Raw genomic sequence first — 20,783 nt, 5'->3', positions numbered from 1 at the left:
TAGAATGGAAACAATGAAAGGCTTACACCGTACACACGGTTGTGGCACTATTTCTGAAGCAGAAGTAGGTAAAGAGGTTGTATTATGTGGTTGGGTTGAACGTCGTCGTGACCACGGCGGTTTGATCTTCTTGGACTTGCGAGATCGTTCTGGTATTGTTCAAGTTGTAGCATCCCCAGATCATAATGTGGAATCTTTCCACAAGGCTGAAGATGTTCGTAATGAATATGTGCTTTGTGTACGTGGTAAAATTACAAAACGCGATGAAGAAGCAATCAATCCTAACTTGCCTACAGGCGCTTATGAAATGTATTGTGAAGAACTTCGCGTATTGAATTCTGCGAAAACACCTCCATTCTACATTCAAGATAATATCGATGTAGATGAAAACATCCGCTTGAAATATCGTTATCTTGACTTGCGTCGTCCAGAAATGCAACGCAACTTGATTTTACGTCATAAGGTAACAAAGGCTATGCGCGATTTCTTCGATAGCCGCGATTTCCTTGAAATCGAAACACCTATGCTTACAAAATCCACACCAGAAGGTGCGCGTGACTATTTAGTACCTTCTCGTGTGAATGCAGGCACATTCTATGCATTGCCTCAATCTCCACAAATTTTCAAACAAATTTTGATGGTAGCAGGCTATGAAAAATATTTCCAAATCGTACGTTGTTTCCGCGATGAAGATTTGCGTGCAGATCGTCAACCAGAATTTACACAACTCGACTTGGAAATGAGTTTCGTTGATGAAGAGGATATTTACGCACTATTGGAACAAATGGTTGCAGAAGTGTTCAAAAAGACATTGGGCAAAGAAATTCCATTGCCTATGCCTCGTATTACATGGGATGAAGCGATGGATAAATACGGTTCTGATAAACCAGATCTTCGCTTTGACATGGCTTTCACAGATGTAACTGAACTTGTAAAAGATACTGAATTCAAAGTATTCCGCTCTGTTATCGACAATGGCGGTATCGTAAAAGGTATCGTTGTACCTGGTGATGCAGGTATTCCTCGTCGTGAACTCGATGATTTGGTAGCATATGTAAATCGCTACGGTGCAAAAGGTTTGGCTTGGGCTTGCTTCAATGAAGACGGTTCCATTAAATCTCAAATCATGAAGTTCTTAGGCGAAGATACAATCCGCAATATCGGTGAAAAAATGGGTGCTAAAGGCGGCGACCTTGTATTGATGATTGCTGATAAACCAGCAACTGTTGCTCGTGCACTTGGTGAATTGCGCCTTGAAATGGCTCGTCGTATGAACATGATTGACGAAGATAAATTGGCTTTCACATGGGTAACAGATTTCCCTATGTTCGAATATAACGAAGATGAAAAACGCTATGTTGCTATGCATCATCCGTTCACAATGCCTCGCCACGAAGATCTTGATAAATTACAATCCGATCCTGGTAGCGTAAAAGCAATTGCTTACGATATGGTATTGAACGGCGTTGAAATCGGTGGCGGTTCCTTGCGTATTTATCAATCTGACGTACAAGAAAAAGTATTTAAAGCAATTGGTTTATCCGAAGAAGAAGCTAAATCTAAATTCGGTTTCATGCTTGATGCATTTAAATACGGTGCGCCACCTCATGCAGGTTGTGCATTTGGTCTTGATCGTCTCGTTATGTTGATGGCTAAACGCCAATCCATCCGCGACGTTATCGCATTCCCTAAAACACAATCCGCTTCTGATATCATGAGCCAAGCGCCATCTGAAGTAGAACCTAAACAATTAAAAGAATTACACATAAAACCAGATGTAGAGGAAGAAGAACAATCCTTGGTATAATCGCAAGTAAGCATATTATAAAAGGACCGCAAGAATTGCTAAAATTTTAAAAGTCAAGTCTTGTAAATGATAAATCTTTCTGCTACTATTTATGTATAAGATATCCCTGCCATGTGCGTGTGATATCGCAGTTTTGAGCCAACACATTTTCTTCGGGAGTCCAGAACTCTCGTCTGAACGTTACGCCCTCACGGGACAACTGCAGGATGAGGAGGACACCCACCTGCTCTTGCAGGATCAAAACGCGGTACATTACGGCATGGTGGGGCTTTTTTGCATGTAAAGAATGAATGGAGGTAGCATGGATAGTTTATTTGATGCATTACCTACGAATAAATATGAACCACTACCGGTGCGAATGAGACCGACAGAACTTGATCATTTGTATGGTCAAGAACAGGCGGTAGGGAAGGGGACATTCCTTCGCGCCATGGTGGAAAAGGATACAATACCATCCATGTTGTTTTACGGGCCTTGTGGAACTGGTAAAACGACATTAGCCGGTATCATTGCTAAGATGAGCAACAGCCATTTTGTCAATTTAAATGCGACAAATGCAGGTATCGGTGAATTGCGAAATATTATAGAAGATGCGCGGAAACGCGTTCGTTCTTTGCAACAACGAACCATTTTATTTCTCGATGAAATACATCGCTTTAATAAGAGTCAACAAGACGTACTGTTACCCTGCGTTGAAGATGGTACGATTATTCTTATTGGGGCAACTACAGAAAATCCATTTTTTGAAGTCAATCGCCCATTATTATCGAGGCTACGACTTATTACATTGGAGGCCTTAACGCCGAAGGCAATTAGTCAAATTTTAAAGCGAGCTCTTACAGATAGCGAAGTAGGCTTAGGGGCTCGTAACCTACAGGTAAAGGATGAGTTGCTTGAGGATATAGGTATCTTCGTCAATGGAGATGGTCGTATGGCACTCAATATTTTGGAGCAAGCTGCGGCCATGGTACACGATGGCGAAGCAATCACTTTAGAAATACTTGAAAAGGTCGTAGGCCGTCGCATTTATACATACGATAAAAAAGGAGATAGTCATTACGACACAATTTCAGCCTTTATTAAAAGTATGCGTGGGTCCGATGTACAGGCTACACTTCACTACTTAGCACGTATGATAGAGGCCGGTGAGGATCCTAATTTTATCGCTCGTCGTATTGTCATTTGTGCCGCCGAAGATGTAGGGTTAGCAGATCCACAAGCCTTAATATTGGCTAATGCAGCAGCACAGGCCGCGCATATGGTGGGATTTCCAGAGGCGCGTATCATTTTATCTGAGGCGGCGTGCTATGTGGCGCTAGCGCCTAAGAGCAATTCTGCATATCTAGGTATAGATGCGGCTATTTCAGATGTGCGTCATAAGGACTGTGGGCAAGTGCCGGATCACTTGCGTGATAGCCATTATAGTGGAGCTAGTAAACTAGGACATGGGCTAACTTATAAATATGCTCATAATTATCCGAATGGATATGTTAATCAACAATATTTACCGGATCCTTTAATACATGCTGAGTATTATACGGGTGTCGATCGTGGGGTAGAGCATAATCTGTTAAAGGATTGGAATGATAGGCGCAAAGATAAATAGAATGGTCAATATATGGTATAATATAATGATGATTTAAAATAGATTTTTATATAAAAGTAAGGGGTTTGTATACGATTATGGCAGAAGAGAAAAAAACTTCTACACGAGGGCGGAAGCCTCGCAAAAAACGAGCTACACCGGCATCAAAAAAAGAAGGATTTTCACTGCGTAATGAAGTGAAAGGCATTATTGTCATAGGTGTTGCCATACTGGCATTGCTAGGCTTTTTTGGCTTTGATTTAGGCATTGTAGGCGAAATATTGACGGGAATATTTCGCTATGGATTTGGCTTTGGGGGCATAATTCCGTGCATTGCTGTACTATGGCTTGGATGGCGTTTGTTATACCAAGGTAAATTTATGTCTATTACACGTCGTGGCCTTCTCATAACAGTTTTTTACTTATTAGCTATTACCATGGTTCCATTATGTCGTGTGCCTGTGGGTGATGAATTGGCGACTACAGCGCTTGCAGATCAAGGTGGTGTTGTGGGCGGTTTCTTGGCTTCCTTTATACGAACTATGTTCGGTGAAGTTGGCTCTATTATTGTTGTCACCGTACTTATGCTTTGTTGTGGTCTCCTTATTACGCGCCTATCCTTAGGTAACGGATTGCGTAAGGCTGCTGATAAAACGCAAGAAGGCCTTGATAAGGCAAAAGAAGTGGCTGTTGAAAAGGTAGCAGTAGCCAAAGAGGTTATTGAAGATTGGAATGAACAGCGTAAAGAAGCAGCACAGCGCAAGGCTTATGACCGCGAAAAGGATACGCGATACACCGATGCAGCTCAGAATGCTGTAGAGACTCTTGAAAATAGAGGCGTTGTAGCTGCTAATGATGATTATGAAGTTGAGCCAATCGATACACATACGCCTTCTTCTTGGAAAGAATTAGCCGAGTTAGAGGCTCGTAATAGAGCGGCAGAACGATTAGTACAAATCTCTGAAGAATCTGGTGATGCTGTCGATAACGGTGAAATTCGTACTAATAGTATGGATGATGAGCCAAAATCAATGCCTGCATGGCTCCATAATCATGATGAAGAACATGTCGATATTGAAGAATTTGATACAGATGATAGTGTTGAGAATGATGCGTATAGCACCGATGAATCAGGCCCAGCAGAATACTCTTATCAACCAACAACTATTGGTCCGTTAGAAACCGATCATGCGGCGATTGCAAGTGCCGTACCTGGTACAGGTGCCGCTGCTAGTTCTGTTAGTGCTGGCGCAGGCATGAGTTCTATGCCATTATCTGTACCGTCTTTGGCAAGTACTGCTGAGGATACAGCTCAGGTAGCCGTATCAAAAGATGGTCAAATTCATAGAACTTATGACAAACCATATCACTTCCCAAGCCTTGATATTTTGGCGAAAGGGAAGGTAGGTCAAAACAATAGTGATGAGGTTGCATACAATGCGATGCGCCTAGAAGATGTATTATCTAGTTTTGGCATTTCTGCCAAGGTTGTTAATGCTACGCAAGGTCCAACGGTAACACGGTATGAAATTGAACCAGCCCAAGGTGTTAAGGTAAGTAGAATTGTAAACTTAACAGATGATATTGCTTTGAATCTAGCGGCTCAACATATACGTATGGAGGCGCCAATTCCAGGAAAATCTGCTATCGGTATTGAGGTACCTAATACGAAAACAGAAGCCGTTCACTTGCGCGATGTGCTAGATTGCAGTGACTTTAAAGAAGCGAGGGGAGGTATTCCTGTAGGCCTCGGTAAGGATATCGCTGGTAAACCGGTGATTACAGACTTGGCTAAGATGCCACATCTATTGGTAGCTGGTACAACAGGTTCCGGTAAATCTGTATGTGTGAATACATTGATTTCCAGTATTCTCTTTAGCCGTAAACCAGAAGAGGTTAAGTTATTACTTATCGACCCTAAGATGGTTGAATTATCTGTGTATAATGGCATTCCTCATTTGATGGCACCAGTTGTAACGGATATGAAAAAAGCGGCTGCTGTATTGCGTTGGGCAGTTCGAGAAATGGAAGCTCGTTACAAGGCGTTTGCTGCATCCGGTAAGCGCGATATTAAAAGTTATAATGAAGCGCATCCTAAGTCGGCAATGCCGCTTATCGTATTGATTATCGATGAGTTGGCGGACTTGATGATGACTGCTCCTGATGATATTGAAGAATCCATTAGTCGATTGGCGCAGATGGCACGTGCTGCTGGTATTCATATGGTATTAGCTACACAACGTCCATCTGTTAACGTTATTACCGGCTCTATTAAGGCAAACGTGCCAAGCCGTATTTCTTTTGCCGTAGGGTCCCAAATCGATTCTCGTACAATCCTCGATATGGCGGGTGCTGAAAAACTATTAGGCAAAGGTGATATGTTGTTCTCTCCAATTGGTGCTAATAAACCAATTCGTGTACAAGGTGCTTTCATCTCAGATGATGAAGTGGAACATTTGGTAGAGTTTGTAAAACAACAACGAGAACCAGAATATGATGATACGGTAACGGCTGAGGCAGAAAAGGAAATCGCAGCACAAGATAATGATGAACAAGATATTTATCGTGATGAGTTATTAGAACGAGCCGTTAATCTTGTGATGGAATCTGGTCAAGCATCCGTGTCGATGTTGCAACGTAGATTCCGTATCGGTTATACGCGTGCTGCACGCCTTGTAGATACCATGGAGGATCTTAAAATTGTAGGTCCTAATATGGGTAGTAAAGCACGAGAGATTTTAATGAGTCCAGAACAGGTGAAAGCTCGATACTTCTCTGATTCTGAGGAATAGAAAGGGATATACTGTGGCTGAGTTAGGTGAAGAATTACGTCGAGAACGAGTACGTAGAAATCTCACATTTAAAGATATTGAACAAGTACTTCATATTAAAACAACCTATTTAGAAGCCATCGAAGATGGAAACTATGCAGTTATCCCAGGACGTGTATACGCGAAAGGTTTTATTCGCAATTATGGAAATTACCTTGGCCTTGATGGAGATCGCTTAGTGAAGGTTTATCAAAATCAAGTAGGTGAAGTGGATACATTTACAATACGTCCTATTATGCGTCAAAAGAAACAGGAAACCATTAATTCTGTGCAGAGTGAGTACGTTGAGCATCAGATGGCAAAACGTCGTATGTCGCTTGAAACGAGACAGAAAAAGCGACAACGGTCCATTGAACAAGAACGCATTATGCTTGCTATTATTGCCGTATTCATGGTGATATTTTTGATATGGTTGTTTTTATTCTAAGATACATCGTTACAGTTAAAGGAAGGTTATATTGATGGATACATTTTTAGTTACAGAACGCGCAGATATGGAAGCGCGCGGGTGGGCAGAACTCGATTTCGTGCTCATCAGTGGCGATGCGTATGTAGATCATCCATCTTTTGCGCCTGCCGTAATTGGTCGTTATCTAGAATCCAAAGGCTATCGAGTTGGTATTATTGCTCAACCTGATTGGAATGATGTTAATGCTTTTAAAAAATTAGGGAAGCCTCGTCTTGCATCGCTTGTTACTGCAGGCAACTTGGATTCCATGCTCAATAAGTTTACGGCCGCTAAAAAAATCCGTCGTGAAGATGATTACTCACCGGGAGGTGAGGCAGGACATCGCCCCGATAGAGCGACCTTGGTATACTCTAACCGCATGAAAGAAGCCTTTAGAGATGTGCCTCTTATCATTGGTGGCATCGAGGCTTCATTGCGGCGTTTTGGGCATTATGATTATTGGTCTGATACGGTGCGTCGGTCCATTCTTGTAGACTCTAAGGCTGATGTACTTATATATGGCATGGGTGAATTACAGATTATAGAGTTAGCCGAAGCACTAGATCAAAATCGATTCGAAGAATCATTGCCCAGTATACGTGGTATTTGTTATATGTCAAAAGACATACCATCTATTGATTGTGTTGAATGTCCTTCCTTTGAAGAAATCAAGGCAGATAAAATGGCCTTCGCCGATGCTTTTCGCATTCAATATGATGAACAAGATCCATTCTATGGACGACCTATTGTACAAAAACATGGAGATCGCTATGTTGTACAAAATGTACCGGCCTTACCATTAACACAGGAGCAAATGGATGCGGCTTATGACTTACCATACACTCGTAAATGGCATCCATCGTATGATGATAAAGGGGGCGTGCCTGCATTAAGCGAGGTGCAGTTTAGCCTCGTTAGTCAACGTGGTTGTTTTGGTAGTTGCTCATTTTGTGCTATTACCAATCATCAAGGCCGTATAATTCAAAATCGCAGCCATCAGTCTTTGATTGATGAAGCTAAGTTGATGATCAATATGGATGGGTTTAAAGGCTATATTCATGATGTAGGTGGTCCAACGGCCAATTTTAGACATTTAGCATGCGATAAACAAGCCGTCTTTGGCGCTTGTAAAGGTCGCACCTGTGCGGCGCCGGAACCTTGTGAAAATTTGAATACTAATCACGATGATTACATTGCATTATTGCGCAAGTTACGAAAGTTAAAGGGCGTAAAAAAGGTCTTCGTCAGATCAGGGTTACGTTATGACTATGTTTTAGCCGACAATAACAAAGCCTTTGTAAAGGAACTTTGTCAATATCATGTGAGTGGTCAGCTAAAGGTTGCGCCTGAACATGTATCAAAGCGTGTAACGACTATGATGGGCAAGGCTGGAAAAGAAGAATTTCTGACCTTTAAAAAATGGTTTGAAGAGGCAAATCGTGAATTAGGGAAAAAACAATATTTAGTTCCTTATTTTATGAGTTCTCACCCAGGATGTACATTAGAGGATGCCATAGAATTAGCTGAATTTTTACGAGATCAGCATATGTATCCTGAACAAGTTCAAGATTTTATTCCTACACCGGGCAGTCTTTCAACGTGTATGTATTATACGGGTATTAATCCTCTTGATGGCAAGCCTGTTTATGTGGCTAAAAAAGGTCGGGACAAGGCTAAGCAACGAGCCTTGATGCAATATAAAAACATTGAAAATTACGACTTGGTAAAAGAGGCCCTTATCGAAGCTAATCGGCGTGATTTAATCGGATTTGGACCTGAGTGCTTAATTCCATCTAGACCAATTGGACAAGGTAAAATGCAAAATCAAGGACGAAACAAAACGGGACAATCGAGAGGCGGTCAATCTCGATATGCTCGAAGTGGTTCTCCTTCACAGGTCAATAAGACTAAGGGAGAACGTAAAAGGAGATTTACGCGATGAAACGATGGATGGCATTTATTGTGTTAATGCTTTTTGTCTTAGGTATGATGGGGTATGGCATATACTTTTATCGAGAGGAACAAATTGAAAAATCAAAAGCGCCTGTACGCGGTGAAATTACGGTTTACACTGACTTACCTAATAACTTAACAACACTATTAGCTGATAAATATTTAGAGGATAAAAACGTAAAAGTTAATATTATGCCACTCACTGAGGAGCAAATGGAACAACGGGTTTCCTCTAAGTTAGCAGATTCATCTGGTGATGTAGTGATTACATCTGAGGATAACCTCGTCATCGGTGCTAGTAAAGATAAGTTTGCTCCTATTGTAAATGAACGCATAGATGAGGTCTTGGATCGCCTAAAGGATTCAAATGGTTACTGGGTCGGCTTATGGTATGATCCTATCGTTTTTGTACAAAATGAGTCATTTTACAATAAACTAGGTCAACATATTACGACTTGGGATACCTTGCAAAAGCCTGGGAACTGGCGTGTGGTGATGACAGATTTCGGAGCATCTCAAAATGCGGCTAATCTTTTGTACAATTTGGTGGAATATAAAGGCGAGCCAGATGCTCTTGCAGATTTATTAGCTTTAAAAACACATGTTATACAACATTCTAAGTTCCTTTCCACACCTGTACGGCTAACAGCTCTTGGTGAATCGGATATTGGCATTGGGAATCTTTCTGATGCACAACAGTACATTCGCCATTCTTATCCTGTAAAAATGATTTATCCTAGTGATGGCACATCATTTTATATAACAGGTGCAGCGGTGCAAAAAGATTCTAAGCATAAAAATGAAAGTATAGAGTTTATTACTTGGTTACTATCTAGTGAAACTGCAAAATATATGATGAATAATAATTTTACCTATATATTCGCCAATCCTGAAGTTACCGAACCCGTAGATGCACTAGGGCGTTCCGTAGTGTTATGGCCTGTTAATGGCGGCTATACAGTGGAGGGAAAAGAACTTTTATTGAATCACTGGGTTAGCCAAGTACGTTTTAGAAAAGATCAATAGAAGTGTATTTCTATAAAATACGTATACAATATCGTTACATTCTATAAATAAGAAAGGATTTAGAATGACCAAATCATTGGGATATATTAGCCTAGGTTGTGCTAAAAATTTAGTAGATACAGAGGTTATGCTTGGATTGTTAAAGGATGATGGTTATATCATTACCGATAATTTACATGAGGCTGACTTAATTATCATAAATACATGTACCTTTATAGAGAAAGCTAAGGAAGAATCTATCAATACGATTCTTGAAGCTGCTCAGTATAAAGAAACTGGTCGTTGTAAAGGCTTAATTGTAGCAGGTTGTTTGAGTCAACAATACCAAGATGAGTTGTTTACAGAAATTCCTGAAATTGATGCCCTTATTGGTACTGGTGCATGGGATCAAGTTATGGTAGCTGTTGATGCGATTGAGCATGGCAATCGTAGCTGCATCATGGAAAATATCACTAATATCTATGATGAACGCATGCCTCGCATTCAAACGACGCCTCGCTATAGTGCGTATGTAAAAATTGCAGAAGGTTGTAACAATGGTTGTACATTCTGTATCATTCCTAAGGTGCGTGGTGCATTTAGAAGTCGTTCCATTGAATCTATTAAGGCTGAAGTTGAACGATTAGCTGCGTCAGGGGTTAAAGAAATCGTTCTCATTGCACAAGATACGACTAGCTACGGCATTGATTTAAATAATGGTAAACCATTACTTACAGAGCTGTTAAAAGAATTAACTAAGGTTGAGGGAATCGAGTGGATTCGCATGCTCTATTTATATCCAACATTCTTTAGTGATGAATTGCTTGATATTATCGTCAATGAACCGAAGCTTTGTAAATATGTTGATATACCATTACAACATGTAAACAACGATATTCTTAAACAAATGAATCGTCGTGATTCTCGTGAGGATATTGAGCGATTATTAAAGAAAATCCGCAATGCACCAACTCATGTTACATTGCGTACATCGATTATTGTTGGATTCCCTGGTGAAACAGATGAACAGTTCCAAGAACTTTGTGAATTTGTGAAGGATATCAAGTTTGATAACATGGGTGTTTTCACATACTCTCAAGAGGAAGGGACCATTGCAGGGGCTCGTGAAGATCAAGTACCAGAAGAGGTTAAAGAAGAACGCTATCATACATTGATGTCTATACAAGCTGCTATTTCTGAAGAGAATAACCGCGATTTAGAAGGCACTATTGACTATGCCATGATTGAAGAATTAGAAGAAGGCGATAATGATACTGTTCTTGCAAAAGGTCGTTTGAAATCACAAGCTCCAGATGTAGATGGGAACATGTATATCGAAGACTGTGGCGATAAGGTTAAAGCTGGAGATATTGTACAGGTACAAGTAGAGCAAGGTTTTGCTTACGATGTAGTAGCTACTATCGTAGAATAATATTGATTGGTGTATTAGGTAATACCACTATTAACACATCTGAAGTGATGGGAGGTATTTACGATGATTGTAGAATTAATTTCTACAGGTTCTGAATTATTGTTAGGGGATACGGTGAATACCAATGTCTCTTGGTTAGCTCAGGAACTTAATAAATTAGGTTATACCATAGCGTATCAGTCTGTGGTGGGAGACAATCCAGGCCGTATGTCTGAAGTGTTTAAAAAAGCGGCACAACGTGCTGATCTCGTGATTAGTACAGGTGGGTTGGGTCCAACTCAGGGTGATATAACACGGCAAGTTTTGGCATCGTCTTTAAATCGCGGTGTCGTATATAATGATGATGCTATGGCTGAGGTGCGACAGTTTTTCAAACGAGTAGGTCGTGAAATGCCTGATGCGAGTCGTAGAGAGGCTATGTTGCCTGATGGCTCTAGTGTTTTAGCTAATCCTGTCGGTGTTGCACCAGGCGTAGTAACCGTAGATGGCGATGTAACCTATATACTATTACCAGGACCTCCAGGTGAAATGAAGGGGATGTTTACACAAAGTGTAGTGCCTTATCTTCATAAGCGTTTTGGTTCACAAGGTGTTGTAACGTCTTATCGTTATGGCGTTTATGATATTCGTGAAATCGATTTAGAAGAACGCGTTATGGATTTGATTAAGCAACAATCAAATCCAACTATAGCTTTGTTAATAAAAAAAGGCTACATTGAATTACGCATTACTGCAAAGGCTTCATCTCTCGATGAAGCACATAGATTGTTAAATCCTTGGGATGAAATCATTCGTCGTCGTTTAGGTTCTTTGATTGGCCGTAAGTTAGATATTTCTATGGAAGAAACACTCGGTAATACGTTAAAAGAATCGTCTGCGACCATTGCTACGGCAGAGTCTTGTACATCTGGTTTAGTTGGTAAACTATTGACAAACGTAAGTGGTAGTAGTGATTACTATATGGGTGGCATTATATCCTATAGCAATGATGTAAAACATCGGGTCTTAGGTGTGCCACAAGATTTACTCGATACATATGGCGCCGTGAGCGAACAAGTAGCTAAAGCGATGGCTGAAGGTGCAAAACGCGTATGTAATACGACATATGCGGTGTCTACAACGGGGATAGCAGGCCCTGGTGGTGGCACACCGGATAAACCAGTGGGCCTCGTTTGGTTTGGCGTAACTGGACCATATGGAACCGTTGCTCACAAAGCTAATCTTATTGGAAATCGAGAAGATATCCGCCAAAGTGCGGCTGAATTAGCATTATATTACATGAATTTGTACATTCAAGAAAAAGGGGATAAATAATGGCTGTTGATGGTAGACAAGCAGCGTTGGATAACGCATTAAAACAAATAGAAAAAGACTTTGGTAAAGGTGCTATCATGCGCCTAGGTGAAGCGGCAGATCGTATGAATGTTGAGGTTATTTCCTCTGGTTCTCTTGCCATTGACCTCGCTGTAGGTGTAGGTGGCTTCCCTCGTGGTCGTGTCATTGAAATTTATGGCCCAGAATCATCTGGTAAAACAACTGTTGCTCTTCACGCTGTAGCTGAAGCGCAAAAACAAGGTGGCGTCGCTGCATTTATTGATGCGGAACATGCAATGGACCCAATCTATGCACGTAATCTTGGCGTAGATATTAATAACTTGTTAATTTCCCAACCAGACAATGGTGAACAAGCCTTAGAAATTACAGAGGCGCTTGTACGTAGTGGTGCTGTAGATATCGTTGTAGTTGACTCTGTTGCTGCATTGGTCCCTAAAGCAGAAATTGAAGGGGAAATGGGTGATGCTCATGTAGGTCTCCATGCCCGTTTGATGAGTAAAGCATTGCGTAAATTAACAGGTACTATTAATAAGACAAAAACCGTTGTTATCTTTATCAACCAATTGCGTGAGAAGGTAGGCGTAATGTTTGGTAATCCTGAAACAACGACCGGTGGTCGTGCCTTAAAATTCTATTCTTCTGTACGTCTTGATGTGCGTAAGGGCGAATTGATTAAGGCCAATAATGAAAATGTAGGGGCCCGTACAAAGGTTAAGGTTGTTAAGAACAAGGTGGCACCTCCATTTAAAACTGCTGAATTTGATTTAATGTATGGTCAAGGGATTTCCAGAGAAGGTACTCTTATCGATATCGGTACTAATATGGAAATTATCAAAAAATCTGGCGCGTGGTATTCCTATAATGGGGAACGGATGGGACAAGGTAAAGAAGCGGCAAAACAATACCTCTTCGACAATCCTCAAGTAGCTGAAGAAATCGATCGTATCATTCGTGATACATTGGCAGCTGAACCAGAAACATTTGATGTTGTTGGCGAAGATGCTACACCAGAAGAAGATTAATCGATATAGCATATAAAAAAGGGCTACTGTGTAGCCCTTTTTCATTGAGGTTATTATGATAGACGATATGTTTACAGAAGAGGAAAAGCAGGCTGCGTTAGATCAAGCCTATCGATTTCTTGCACAGCGCTTTTTAAGCTCCTATGAGCTGCGCCAAAAGATGAAACGAAAACAGATTTCGTCGGATCTCATCGATTACGTAGAAGAGCGATTAATTTACTATGATTACATTAATGATGAGCGTTTAGCGAAACAGGTTGTATCCTATTTGATGAGAGAGCAGAAATATGGTGCATATCTTATAAAGCAAAAAATGAAACAGAGAGGCCTTGATGTGCCTCGTGATATTGAAAAATATGATGAACTGGCAGCCGCTTTTCGAATCGTAGATAAAAAATATGGTGAATCTATAAGCGATATTCCGCGTATAAAAATAATGAATTTCCTAAAAAACAGGGGATTTTCTATGAGCACTATTACTAAGGTTTGCGAGGCCTATCAATCTTGACAGAAAGGGCTTTCAAGCATAAAATTAAAATAGCCTTGTAAACATATAATGTATTATAGGTTATTAATTTAATATGTTAAAGATCAGGAAACAAGGGGCGTAGTGCCCGTATGTGAAGATACAGGAGGTGAGACTGATTTTAGAGTATAGTCTAATTGCAGTAGTAATGGTGCTAATTGGACTAGGTGTAGGCTATTTTTTACGAAAAAATATCGCTGAAGGAAAACTGAATCAAGCTGAGCAAGAGGCTGAGCGCATTGTCGCAAATGGCGAGCGCATGGCCGAGTCTAAAAAGAAAGAAGCTTTATTAGAGGCGAAAGAAGAAATTCATAAGCTCCGTTCTGATGTAGAACGAGAAAATAAAGAGCGTCGTTCTGAATTACAACGTATGGAACGCCGTATTCTTCAAAAAGAAGAATCTTTGGATAAAAAATTAGACAATATTGAGCACAAAGAGGAAGCTTTACATCGTAAAGAAGCTGACTTAGTTCAAAGCAAAGAAAAAATTGATGCTTTGTATGAAAAGCAAATGGCAGAATTAGAACGTATTTCTGGCATGACCTTTGATGAAGCGCGGAACATCTTGTTAACCAATGTAGAACAAGAAATCCGTCATGAAACAGCTATCATGGTAAAAGAAATGGAACAGCAAGCTAAAGACGAAGCTGAGAAAAAGGCTAAGGAAATTATTTCCGGCGCTATTCAACGTTGTGCAGCTGACCATGTTGCAGAAACAACTGTTTCTGTTGTCGCATTGCCAAATGATGAAATGAAGGGACGTATTATTGGTCGTGAAGGTCGTAATATTCGTGCTTTAGAAACATTAACTGGCATTGATTTAATTATCGATGATACACCAGAAGCTGTTATTCTATCAGGCTTTGATCCAATTCGTCGTGAAGTAGCGCGAATTGCATTGGAAAAATTGATTGTCGATGGTCGAATTCATCCAGCTCGTATTGAAGAGATGGTGGCAAAAGCTCGTAAAGAGGTGGACCAAACAATTAAAGAAGCTGGTGAACAAGCAACCTTTGAGGCAGATGTTCATGGCTTACACCCTGAAATTATTAAAATTTTAGGGCGTTTGAAATACCGTACTAGTTACGGTCAAAATGTGTTAAAACATTCTATCGAAGTATCTCATTTAGCAGGTCTTATGGCCGCAGAACTTGGCTGTGATGTGACATTGGCTAAACGAGGTGGTTTAATTCATGATATCGGTAAAGCTCTAGATCGTGAAATTGAAGGTTCCCATGTGGAAATCGGTGTTGATGTAGCCCGTAAGTATCGTGAAAGCGCAGCAGTAATCAACTGTATTGGAGCTCATCATGGTGATGAAGAATTCCAATCCGTAGAGGCTGTTCTCGTAGCAGCAGCAGATGCTATCTCTGCAGCCCGTCCAGGTGCTCGTAGAGAAACCTTAGAAAATTACTTAAAACGATTATCTAAATTGGAAGAAATCGCTGAATCTTTCGAAGGTGTTGAAAAGTGCTTTGCTATTCAAGCCGGTCGAGAAATTCGCGTTGTAGTAAAACCGGATAAGATTGATGAAGCTGAATCTACATTACTTGTTCGGAATATTGTAAAACGCATTGAATCCGAATTAGAATATCCTGGTCAAATCAAGGTAGTTGTTATTCGTGAAACACGCGTTGTTGATTTTGCTAAATAAGCATTATACCAAAAATTGTAGGCTGCAATATTATATTGCAGCCTATCCTTTTTAATTGTAGGCTATTATATTAGAGGATTTTTGAAAGTTTTATCGAATATAGAATTATAGACCCTTTTTTCTATGATTGTATAGTCGATAAAATATAAAAATTAAAAGGAGGTGTTCTGGTGAGTCGATATTTTGAAAATGAATTAATTGAACAAATTAAAGATGCCAATGATATCGTATCCGTTGTATCAGAACACGTTACATTAAAGAAAAAAGGTAAGAATTATTGGGGTTGTTGTCCATTTCACAATGAGAAAACGCCATCCTTTAGTGTGGCTCCTGACAAGGGGTTTTATTATTGTTTTGGCTGCCATGCATCGGGAAATGCCATCAAGTTTTTGATGGAACTAGAAGGAATTACCTTTGTTGAGGCCTTGGAACGGCTTGCTAATCGAGCTAATATACCATTGCCAGAAGCAAAGCTTTCACCACAGGTGCGAGCTAGAGAGGAACGGCGAAAGAAATTATATGAGGCCTGTGATTTGGCGGCCAATTTCTTTCATAATTGCTTGCTTAAAACATCATATGGTAAGGCCGGATTAGAGTACTTAAAAAAGCGGGGACTCACAGATGAAACCATAGAAACGTTTAGACTTGGATTTGCTCCTGATGGTTGGGATAGATTATATAAGGCCTTTAGAGAACGGGGTATTGAAGAATCTATTTTGCTTGAACTTAATTTAATTCGCAAGAATGATAAAGGTCAGGCCTATGATTTCTTCCGTAATCGGGTCATGTTTCCAATCATGGACGGTAAAGGCCGTGTTGTCGGCTTTGGGGGCCGTGTTATGGATGATAGCACGCCGAAGTATTTGAACTCTCCTGAATGCCAAATCTTTGAAAAGGGTAAAATTCTATTTGCCTTTGATAAGGCTTATAAATCGATACGCGAAGAAAAACAAGCCATATTAGTAGAAGGCTATATGGATGTTATTTCCGCTCATAATAAGGGTGTAACCAACGTAGTGGCTTCGTTGGGGACGGCATATACAAAGGATCATGGTCACATCTTGATGCGCCAAGCAGATGAGATTATATTGGCTTACGATATGGATGGCGCTGGCCGCCAGGCTGCTGCACGCGCTATAGAATTACTACAGAATACGGATTTTAAGGTTCGCGTGTTGGCTATGCCTGATGGCAAGGATCCTGATGACTATGTGCGAAATCACGGCGGCAAAGCTTTTAAGGAATTAGTAGAAAAGGCTGTTAAGCCGCTCGATTATTTATTAAGTGAATCTCTTATTAAGCATGATACGAATGATGCAGAAGGCAAACAGGCGGTTATGCAAGATATATTCCCTTATATTGCGAATATTCATAGTCAAACGATTCGAGACGATGCATTAAAGGCCTTAGCATTGCCATTATGGCTAGATAACAGTACTATATTCCGCTATTTTAGAAATTATACCCAAAAGGGGAATATTGAATTAGTCGATGAAAAGATTACACAGCCTAAGACGATTGTCAGTGGTGATGAAGAGTTATTGATGGCTCATGTCATTACAGATTCAAAGGCTTTACAAGAGGTAGTACAATATTTACCGCTTGAGGACTTTCAAAATATTCAATATCGGGGTATAATAGAAAAGATATACACCTTATTTACTCAAACAGGTCAATATCAGCCGGAATCTGTGGAGGACGTATTGACGCCTCAAGAATATGAAATTTTTTCACGGCTTATGATAATTGAGGCAAATGAGGCTGTACCTGTACTTATCCGTAAAATACGGCTACATTCCTTACGGGAACAATATAAAATGCACTCAATTTTGGCCGATCAGTTAAAACGTGCAGGAGATTCGACATTTATTAGCGAATTACATAAATGTCAGGAAATACAAAATCTAATTAGAGAATGGTCTAAATAGTAAGTAATAAAGGAGAGCGCTGTGGCTAAGAAAGTACAAAAAAGTCAAATAGAGGAGATTGTGGCACAACTTCTTGAAAAAGGCCGTAAAAGCGGTGTGTTGACACAATCAGAAATTTCAGATGCTCTTCATGAGCAAACTGATTTAACAGCAGAACAATTAGATGATATTTATGTTACTTTTAACAAACTAAATATCGAAGTTGTTCCAGATGTTGAGGACGATGATAAAGACGATGCCCTTGAACCTGATGATGATGTCGATGAGGACCGTGATGCTGCGTCTGAAAAAAATATCTCCATTGACCTAAGCGTAGATGCTAGTGTTAATATCGACGATCCAGTTCGTATGTATTTGAAAGAAATTGGTCGTGTTCCATTGCTTTCAGCTGACGAAGAAATCGTATTAGCAAAACAAATTGAAGCAGGGGCAGAGGAAGATGCTACATATAAAGAAATTCAACTTAGCAAAAAGGCTAAGAAGAAATTGGTAGATGCTAACTTGCGCCTTGTTGTAAGTATTGCTAAACGTTATGTTGGCAGAGGCATGTTATTCTTGGATTTGATTCAAGAAGGCAACTTGGGCCTTATCAAAGCGGTTGATAAATTCGACTATACAAAAGGTTATAAATTCTCCACCTATGCAACATGGTGGATTCGTCAAGCGATTACGCGGGCTATTGCAGACCAAGCGAGAACAATACGTATTCCAGTTCACATGGTTGAAACTATCAATAAATTGATTCGTATTTCCCGACAATTATTGCAAGATAAAGGCAGAGAGCCAACGCCAGAAGAAATTGCAGAAGGCATGGGTATCACTGCTGAACGTGTTCGTGAAATTCAAAAAATTGCACAAGAGCCAGTATCCTTGGAAACACCAATTGGTGAAGAAGAAGACTCCCATTTGGGCGATTTTATCGAAGACCAAGATGCGGTGGCACCAGATGATGCGGCTAGCTACATTTTGTTGCAAGAACAAATCGAAGACGTTTTCACATGCTTAACAGACCGTGAACAACAAGTATTGATTTTACGTTTTGGCTTGAAAGATGGCAAACCACGTACCCTTGAAGAAGTAGGTCAACACTTTAACGTAACTCGTGAACGTATTCGTCAAATCGAAGGTAAGGCGTTAACAAAATTACGTAATCGTGGTAAACGCGATAAAATTAAAGATTTCTTATAAGATTAGATTACTATTAGGGTTGCTGTACAATACATGTATGGCAGCCCTTTTGTGCTATAATAAAAGTAATATAATACACTAAGTTTTTAGATATATAGGGGATAACATGTATACTGTTAGCAAACGTTTAGAGGTGAGTGCATCTCATCAATTACAATTAGATTATCCGAGTAAATGTCAGAATTTACATGGGCACAATTGGATTATAACCGTTCATGCGCGTAGCGAAGAATTAGATCATAATGGCATGGTGATTGACTTTACGATCATTAAAGAAAAGATTCATGGCCGTCTTGATCATAAACATATCAACGACGTATTAGGGGATATTAATCCTACTGCAGAAAATATGGCGAAATGGATTGCCGATGAATTAGGTCCAAAATGTTTTAAGGTAGAGGTTCAAGAGTCAGAAGGAAATGTTGCTATCTATGAACGTGATTGAACTATTTTCCTCCATTGATGGAGAAGGGAAACGGCAAGGATTTTTGACGACCTTTTTGCGCCTCCATGACTGTAATATTCGCTGCTCTTATTGCGATACATTGTATAGTTATGGTCCTGAAAGCACTTTTGAAAGCATGAGTGTTCAGGCTGTAGCTGATGTGATTGAACAATTAGAAAATCATCGCATCACCCTTACCGGTGGAGAACCGCTTTTACAGGAACCGGCCATTATTGAACTTATTGATGAGTTAACAAGACGTAATGCGCGATATGATTTTAATATAGAAACGAATGGTACAATCATACCCAGCTTTCACAGAGATAATGTATGGTTTACCTATGACTATAAGACGCCGTCATCCTTGGTTGAAGAGGCTATGAACTTAGATATATTCAAGGTAGCTACACCTGCGGATATCATTAAATTTGTAGTTGGTTCTATGCAAGATTTAGACCGTATGGATGAGATTTTAAAAACATATCCTACGGATGCACAAATTTTCGTGTCTCCTGTATGGGGCAATATTGAAGGGGCTACGATTATTGAGTATATGAAAGCCCACAATTGGCAGAACGTTAGATTCCAGCTACAAATTCATAAATTTATTTGGGACCCTGATGCGAAAGGAGTATAACATGGACACAAAACGAATTGAATCTCTAGTGTATCAATTACTGGAAGCATTGGGAGAAAATCCAGATCGCGAAGGCCTCGTAGAAACCCCAAAACGGGTGGCCCAAATGATGGAAGAAATGTTTGAAGGTATCCAATATACGAATGCAGACATTGCGGATATGTTTGGTAAAACCTTTGACGTCGATACAAACCAAATGGTAATTGTAAAAGATATTACTTGCTTTTCCCATTGTGAACATCACATGGCCTTGATGTATGATATGAACATTAGTATCGGCTATATTCCTCGTGGCCGTGTCATCGGCTTGTCCAAGATGCCACGCATTGCAGAAATGTGTTGCAAACGATTACAACTACAAGAAAAAATCGGTGAAGACATTGCCGAAGTCATCTCCATTGCCACCGGCACCGACGACGTCATCGTCCACATCACAAGCTCCCATAGCTGCGTCAGCGCCCGCGGCGTAAAATCCGCCAACAGCAAAACAACCACCCTCGCCACAAAAGGCGTCTTCGAACAAGACGACATGATTAACCGATTCCTAACACTCAAAAACGCATAAGACAGTTATCCTGTCTAATCCCGGAGCCCCGTAAATACTGAAAATTTTTTGCTCACGGAATGTAGGATAGAGTAGAACATGCAGTTCCTCTCAAACGACTTATCTCCTGTTTGGGCCCGGGGCACTGTGAATACTGAAAACTCTTAGGTGCTCAGTTGTCGTATAGTAACAAAAAGAAGGGTTGTCCAACCGACTTTGCCTGTCCAAACCCGGGGTTCCGTAGATACTGAAAATTTCTTGCTTACATAGATGGCGAAGTGTAGCGGAAAGGTACCGTCCACAAACGATTTTTCCTGTTTAATCCGGGATTCCCGTAGATGCTGTAAATTCTTTGCTCACAGAATATAGGATAGAGTAGAACATGCAGTTCCTCTCAAACGACTTTGCTAAGTCGAGGCCCTAGGCCGAAGACTGTTAAGGCG

The 20,783-nt window shown here is 40.3% G+C and carries 16 protein-coding genes and 1 other RNA gene; all 17 read left to right on the top strand.

Annotation, left to right across the window (positions count from 1 at the left end; genetic code table 11):
• Positions 1-4 precede the first annotated feature (4 nt).
• The 17 genes from aspS to folE all read left to right on the top strand — a co-directional run bounded on the left by aspS (position 5) and on the right by folE (position 20,361).
• Positions 5-1,807, top strand: a complete 1,803-nt coding sequence (gene aspS / locus O3598_RS06140; protein ID WP_005380601.1) for an aspartate--tRNA ligase — start codon at positions 5-7, stop codon at positions 1,805-1,807.
• Positions 1,808-1,907: 100 nt separating this feature from the next.
• Positions 1,908-2,080: non-coding RNA, 6S RNA (gene ssrS, locus O3598_RS06135), on the top strand.
• Between the two features lie 28 nt (positions 2,081-2,108).
• Positions 2,109-3,413, top strand: a complete 1,305-nt coding sequence (locus tag O3598_RS06130) for a replication-associated recombination protein A (protein WP_371452164.1) — start codon at positions 2,109-2,111, stop codon at positions 3,411-3,413.
• A 77-nt stretch (positions 3,414-3,490) separates the two neighbouring features.
• Complete coding sequence (locus O3598_RS06125; RefSeq protein WP_371452162.1) at positions 3,491-6,184, top strand: FtsK/SpoIIIE family DNA translocase; 2,694 nt, start codon at positions 3,491-3,493, stop codon at positions 6,182-6,184.
• A gap of 13 nt (positions 6,185-6,197) precedes the next feature.
• A complete protein-coding gene (locus tag O3598_RS06120) occupies positions 6,198-6,650 on the top strand; it encodes a helix-turn-helix domain-containing protein (protein WP_005376169.1) in 453 nt (150 codons plus the stop codon).
• Positions 6,651-6,684: 34 nt separating this feature from the next.
• Complete coding sequence (locus tag O3598_RS06115; RefSeq protein ID WP_371452160.1) at positions 6,685-8,613, top strand: YgiQ family radical SAM protein; 1,929 nt, start codon at positions 6,685-6,687, stop codon at positions 8,611-8,613.
• Positions 8,610-9,650 (top strand): ABC transporter substrate-binding protein, encoded by a 1,041-nt coding sequence (locus tag O3598_RS06110; RefSeq protein WP_038123109.1) that lies wholly within the window; start codon positions 8,610-8,612, stop codon positions 9,648-9,650. Before O3598_RS06115 ends, O3598_RS06110 begins: the two co-directional genes overlap by 4 nt.
• 64 nt (positions 9,651-9,714) lie before the next feature.
• The gene (gene rimO, locus O3598_RS06105; RefSeq protein WP_371452158.1) at positions 9,715-11,061 is read left to right on the top strand and encodes a 30S ribosomal protein S12 methylthiotransferase RimO; all 1,347 of its coding nucleotides are present in this window, start codon (positions 9,715-9,717) and stop codon (positions 11,059-11,061) included.
• Between the two features lie 63 nt (positions 11,062-11,124).
• A complete protein-coding gene (locus O3598_RS06100) occupies positions 11,125-12,375 on the top strand; it encodes a competence/damage-inducible protein A (protein WP_156718430.1) in 1,251 nt (416 codons plus the stop codon).
• Entirely contained in the window at positions 12,375-13,418 is a 1,044-nt protein-coding gene (recA, locus tag O3598_RS06095; RefSeq protein WP_005376148.1) for a recombinase RecA, read from the top strand. The genes O3598_RS06100 and recA overlap by 1 nt, the downstream gene beginning before the upstream one ends.
• A gap of 55 nt (positions 13,419-13,473) precedes the next feature.
• Positions 13,474-13,926 (top strand): regulatory protein RecX, encoded by a 453-nt coding sequence (locus tag O3598_RS06090; protein WP_156718429.1) that lies wholly within the window; start codon positions 13,474-13,476, stop codon positions 13,924-13,926.
• A 127-nt stretch (positions 13,927-14,053) separates the two neighbouring features.
• Positions 14,054-15,598, top strand: a complete 1,545-nt coding sequence (gene rny, locus O3598_RS06085) for a ribonuclease Y (RefSeq protein WP_255308902.1) — start codon at positions 14,054-14,056, stop codon at positions 15,596-15,598.
• Between the two features lie 170 nt (positions 15,599-15,768).
• Complete coding sequence (dnaG, locus tag O3598_RS06080) at positions 15,769-17,526, top strand: DNA primase (RefSeq protein WP_371452156.1); 1,758 nt, start codon at positions 15,769-15,771, stop codon at positions 17,524-17,526.
• A gap of 21 nt (positions 17,527-17,547) precedes the next feature.
• The gene (gene rpoD, locus O3598_RS06075; RefSeq protein WP_009660799.1) at positions 17,548-18,714 is read left to right on the top strand and encodes an RNA polymerase sigma factor RpoD; all 1,167 of its coding nucleotides are present in this window, start codon (positions 17,548-17,550) and stop codon (positions 18,712-18,714) included.
• A 106-nt stretch (positions 18,715-18,820) separates the two neighbouring features.
• Entirely contained in the window at positions 18,821-19,159 is a 339-nt protein-coding gene (queD, locus tag O3598_RS06070; protein WP_005382629.1) for a 6-carboxytetrahydropterin synthase QueD, read from the top strand.
• Complete coding sequence (locus O3598_RS06065; RefSeq protein WP_371452154.1) at positions 19,134-19,796, top strand: radical SAM protein; 663 nt, start codon at positions 19,134-19,136, stop codon at positions 19,794-19,796. Before queD ends, O3598_RS06065 begins: the two co-directional genes overlap by 26 nt.
• 1 nt (position 19,797) lies before the next feature.
• Positions 19,798-20,361, top strand: a complete 564-nt coding sequence (gene folE, locus O3598_RS06060; protein ID WP_005376291.1) for a GTP cyclohydrolase I — start codon at positions 19,798-19,800, stop codon at positions 20,359-20,361.
• The last annotated feature ends 422 nt before the right edge of the window (positions 20,362-20,783 follow it).

The sequence above is a fragment of the Veillonella atypica genome (assembly GCF_041431435.1).
Classification (GTDB): Bacteria; Bacillota; Negativicutes; order Veillonellales; family Veillonellaceae; genus Veillonella; species Veillonella atypica.
Note: the sequence above shows the minus strand (reverse complement) of the source record. Positions and strands in the feature narration are given on the sequence as shown.